Source organism: Psychrobacter sp. M9-54-1 (genome assembly GCF_016613355.1).
Classification (GTDB): Bacteria; Pseudomonadota; Gammaproteobacteria; order Pseudomonadales; family Moraxellaceae; genus Psychrobacter; species Psychrobacter faecalis.
Genome location: NZ_JADGFW010000029.1, coordinates 1 through 4,604 on the forward strand (window position 1 = coordinate 1; position 4,604 = coordinate 4,604).

5 protein-coding genes are annotated in these 4,604 nt (G+C 38.5%); 3 read left to right on the top strand and 2 right to left on the bottom strand.

Translation table 11 applies throughout. The features are described from left to right. Window positions 1–353: 353 nt before the first annotated feature. Both IQ457_RS11345 and IQ457_RS11350 read left to right on the top strand, forming a co-directional pair. Window positions 354–1,385, top strand: a complete 1,032-nt coding sequence (locus IQ457_RS11345) for a RepB family plasmid replication initiator protein (RefSeq protein WP_200663350.1) — start codon at window positions 354–356, stop codon at window positions 1,383–1,385. 83 nt (window positions 1,386–1,468) lie between these two features. Further along, window positions 1,469–1,876, top strand: coding sequence for a hypothetical protein (locus tag IQ457_RS11350; RefSeq protein ID WP_200663352.1), 408 nt, complete (start codon window positions 1,469–1,471; stop codon window positions 1,874–1,876). A 99-nt stretch (window positions 1,877–1,975) separates the two neighbouring features. Here IQ457_RS11350 and mobQ read toward each other — a convergent pair whose 3' ends face one another. Continuing rightward, on the bottom strand, window positions 1,976–3,712 hold the full coding sequence (mobQ, locus tag IQ457_RS11355) for a MobQ family relaxase (protein ID WP_200663354.1): 1,737 nt from the start codon (window positions 3,710–3,712) through the stop codon (window positions 1,976–1,978). 2 nt (window positions 3,713–3,714) lie between these two features. Beyond that, on the bottom strand, window positions 3,715–3,915 hold the full coding sequence (locus IQ457_RS11360) for a hypothetical protein (protein ID WP_200663356.1): 201 nt from the start codon (window positions 3,913–3,915) through the stop codon (window positions 3,715–3,717). Window positions 3,916–4,292: 377 nt separating this feature from the next. On the opposite strand from IQ457_RS11360, the gene IQ457_RS11365 reads away from it, so the two are divergent. After that, on the top strand, window positions 4,293–4,604 hold a 312-nt coding region (locus IQ457_RS11365; protein ID WP_200663358.1), incomplete at its 3' end, for a hypothetical protein.

The following is a 4,604-nucleotide window of genomic DNA, read 5'->3' on the forward strand; positions in this document are numbered from 1 at the left end:
AGTTAATACTTGTTATGGAAACTAAAAGTTAAAAAATCTTTAGCTCCTTCTTTTGTCTTTTAAATAAAAAAACAAAAAATAAGTTTTAAAAGTAACTGAAGTTTGAAGTTATCCACAAGCTTTTAAAGTTCTTCCCCTTTTTTAAGGTTTTAAAGGTTTTTAAAGAGTTTTTAGCCCCCCCTGAAAGTCATACTCAGTAAGGTCTAGCTAAATCTAAATAGGACGGATTGACGGCTAAATAGGACGGATTGACGGCTAAATAGGACGGATTGACGGCTAAATAGGACGGATTGACGGCTAAATAGGACAATGATATATTATTGTCCTATTTAGCGTATTTGGGGTTTAGTGTTATGAGTAATGATTTAATTGTAATGGATAATGCGGTTATAAATGCAGCTTATGAGTTGAGCGTAAATGAACAACGTTTAATTCTCTCCGCAATGGCACAAATCCCTAAAGGTGAACCAGTAGATGCTAAACATGCTTACTGCGTTACAAGAGATGATTTTATACGGCTTGGCGTACACCCTGATACTGTAGCGAGGGAAATACGAAGTGCATCAAAAGACTTGATGAAAAAATCATTATTTATAGATACAGAAATTGGTGAGCTTGAATTCCATTGGCTCTCTGAAGTCTTGCGCTATGATAAAAATGCAGGAGAGAAGCTAAAAGCTAAGTACCCTAACCCTGAAGATTACAGTAAATATATTCAAATGCTTAGGGCTTACAATCTAATGGATAGCCTTATGCCTTCTGATGATGATAACGTTGTTGTACGTTTGGTTTTTAATGAACGTATTGTTCCATTTCTATCTGAACTTAGAAAAAATTTCACACAATTCAATATTGAGGATGTAGCAGGGTTTAGCAGTAGTTATAGTATGCGTCTGTATCAAGCTATGATGCAATTCAAGTCAACTGGTTATAGAAAAATAAAGCTAGTGGATTTACGCTATATGCTTGCTCTAGGGGATAAATATAAAGCTACAAAGGACTTGAAAGTGCGTGTGATTGATACCGCAATTAATGAGATTAACGATAAATCACCTTATACAGTAAAGTATGAAATGTTGAAAACAGGACGAAAATTTACTCACTTAGAGCTTAAATTTAAGACGAAAAAAACAAGTAAAAAAGAAATTAGTACTGAGCGTGACGCTAATACAGCAGATTTGTTTACCGTTGAGGGTCTTACAGACAAGCAGTTGGGGCGTATTGCACGTAATCAGCAATTCATAGCAGATTATAATCATCTCGTAAGCTCCACCAGTCCCGCTGGTCAAAACTCACAGGCATGGGAGTTTGAGATGATTAATCGTCTCAAACGTGACCCGTCACAGTTCAACAAGCGTCCAATACGAGATTATTTAGAGAGTTGAACATTAGTCAGTAAATCTCATTGTAAACACGGTAAAACACTTCTATGATGCAGCTTCAACAAAATTAAACGAAAGGATTTACCATGATAATGCGTCAGAAAAAAATAGATAGTAGTTCTCCTCCACCTGCATGGATGTTAGTTTTTGGAGGTAGAGAATATGAATATTTGGAAAATGTAATCAATCAATTAGTAGTAGATAGCGATTTTGATATAATGATTGACTATACATCGGAAAATGGGCAAAGGATTTTTCACATATACGAACCATTTGTAGCTCTTAATTTTCATGGCTTTGTGTCGCCCTCCGTTGTCTCTCTTAGCTTTAAGGATGATAACAAAGTGGAGTTTTGGTTCGGAGATGATAATGGTATAGGTATGCTTTCCGATCGATTAACTCTTAAGGCAGAATCTAGCCTACCTAATAATCCCTATCAATCGATAGATTTTTGGCATTTTGTAGATAATGTTGGCACTTTAAGCGATTTTTAGTAAAAAAATCATTGGGTTTGAGATCGAGAGATAGCCAAGATCAGGCATTCTTTTTCGCCTGTCCTGGCTATCTCTGATTCAACAACCGAAGGGCGTTAGCTACCTATTCATGCCCATATCTTGGTCTAGGCTCTTATCAGTCTTTCTAACTTCATATTTCTGTTGTACGTTATAGCTGTCACCATTGTTCTCAAGATTATATGATTTTCCTTGCTCAACACTTGATAAAGCAGGGTGATAAACAGTTCCGTCTCTTGTCTGCTGAACTATGCCATTTTCATCAGCTCGCAATATCTTACCGCTATACATTTTGCCTTGTTGGGCGTGGAAGTCTGCCCCATGCTCTTTTGCTTTGTCGTCTTTTTTCGCGCTGTTTAACTCTTGTAGTATCTCAATCGCCTGTTGTGCTTTGGCATGATATGACGGCTCATGTTTGGCTATGTGCTGCTTAGCTTGTTCTAAGTGTTCATCAGTTACGCCATTATCTTTTATGCTGTCATGCCTTGCTTTGATCGCATTAAACGCATTTAAGGCGTTTTGTTTGTCCTCTCGCCATTTGTCTTTACCAAAAAATAACGGCTCGTTATCTCGCAACTTCTCAAACTTAGCCAGTGCAGGCTTACCCCTGTCCTGTAGTGTTTTTAGCTGACTGCTTAAAATAGCTTTGGCTGTTGTTTCGACTTTTTCTGCATACTCCAAGTATATCTTGCGGTTCTCTCTGAACACATCAGGCGATGGCTCGGTAACTGCTGTTACCTCGCTTTGTTTTTTGATTTGTTGAGGTGTTGGAGCAACTGTTCTATCTAGTTTTGCACTAGATTTTTTGGTTTCTAGTTGGCGTTGATGTTCAGCAATTGCTCTATCCGCTCGGTCAATAACTCGTTCTGCTTCTTCTGTTTGCTGTTGAGCGTCATCAATGACTTTATTTGCGAAGTCTGTGTTTTGATCTGTTCGTGCTGTGTTTCTAGCTGTGAACTCAACGTGCTTAGTTGCTTGGTCAATTGCTTTTCTAAGTCTGTCATTACTTTGTTCTCGCTGATCTTCTAGGTCGTTTATGCTCTTATCAAGAACCGCTACTTGGTTCAGCGTTTGGTTAAAATCCCTAACCATGCGATTGTAATCGCCTTTATCGGTGGCGATCCCTTTGCGCTCCATCGCTGACGCTTCCCAACCTAGCTTTTGCGTGGGTAGTTGCTCTAAACCTCTGTCTTTATGGCTTCTGTGGTCAATTCGAGCATCAACTTTGGCTTCTTTGAGGTGTTTATTGGTCAAATCAGCCCATTGCTTACGGATCAGCTTCAGCTCGTCCCTAGCACTTGGTAAGTCACGCTCTTTAAGCTGGGTATTGCTCATTTCTAGCTGTGATTTGCTAGTTAAGGCAACTCTGCCACTCTCTAAGCGTTCCAGCTTGCGTGTGGTCAGCATGATATGGGCGTGATGGTTACGGTTGTCGCCCTGTGAATCAGGTGTATGTACTGCTACATCAACGGCAATACCGTATTGATTGGCTAAGTCCTTGGCGAACTCATTAACCAACATAATGCGCCCACGCCCTGATAGTTCATGGGGTAGATTAACGACAATCTCTCTAGCCGTTCTGCTGTTCTTTCTTGTTTCGGTGGCTTCCGCTAAGTTCCAAAGCTCGTTACGCTTAATCTCTAAATCGTTTGGGGTATGAAGTCGGGTAGATACTACACCGCTTCTTTTGGTGTAGTCGTGTTCTTTGCCTGTACGTTCATCTTTGATAGCAATACCGGCACGATAAGCAATAGACGCAGTGGCGGTTCTTCCGCTACTACGTGATACTGGCTTAGTCGATAGGTGGTAGATTGCCATGATTAAATACGCTCTGCTTCCAACTTGTCTGTTATGTCTTTAAAAACTTCTTCGAAATGTTGACTATCGTCACATTGCTTAAATATATTATTTAACCCAAACCCTAATTGAAATGTAATTGTAAGTCGCTTCTTATCCGCAGTTATCCGTTTTATTTCTGAAAGATTCACAATATCATTATCTACGACTATAAATTTTGGCATGCTAAATTTTCTCTATATTTTGGCTTTTTTGGGGGTCAAGGGGGATTCCCCTTTGCGAATTATGAAATCTATCTATACTGTAACGAAGTGGAATGTTAGCATAGTTTTCGTAAGTTCGCACTTAGTCAGTGGGACACAACCATATCACGTTGAAAAAGATAGGTTTTTTAATTATATATAATACTCATTTTGGTTTTATTCTTGTACTTAGGAATGTTGCAATCACTAAGAAAACTACTAATATGGATGTAAGTAGTGGTTGCTCCTGATTGCTTTTTTGAATAAATAAAATATAAAAAAGCAACCCAACACCAACTAATGTAAAAATGGATAAAATATTTCTTTTCATTTAAAAAACTCTTCAAGGAGTAGGTAATATGGCTGATATTAAAAAACTAGAACAAAAAAGACAAGAAGCATTAGACAAAGCCAATCGAATGAAACAGCAAATTGATAAGGCTCTCAACGGTCAAAAATTTGTGCTTGGGGGTATGTTGATGAAGATTGCTGAAGATGAACCTGACCGAATACCGCAAATTTTATCTGATATTGATAAATACGTGACTAGGAAAGCCGATATTAGCCGTTTAGAGGGCTTTAAGAGTGAAATAGGTAACAATGTACCTAAAGGCAATTTCTCAAGCTCTAGTGAGGCAAATAGACCCCTTATTGATACTTGTTATGGAAAC

Coding starts and splice junctions, on each gene's coding strand:
- IQ457_RS11345 (WP_200663350.1), top strand. CDS start 354: ATGAGTAATGATTTAATTGTAATGGATAATGCGGTTATAAATGCAGCT.
- IQ457_RS11350 (WP_200663352.1), top strand. CDS start 1,469: ATGATAATGCGTCAGAAAAAAATAGATAGTAGTTCTCCTCCACCTGCA.
- mobQ (WP_200663354.1), bottom strand. CDS start 3,712: ATGGCAATCTACCACCTATCGACTAAGCCAGTATCACGTAGTAGCGGA.
- IQ457_RS11360 (WP_200663356.1), bottom strand. CDS start 3,915: ATGCCAAAATTTATAGTCGTAGATAATGATATTGTGAATCTTTCAGAA.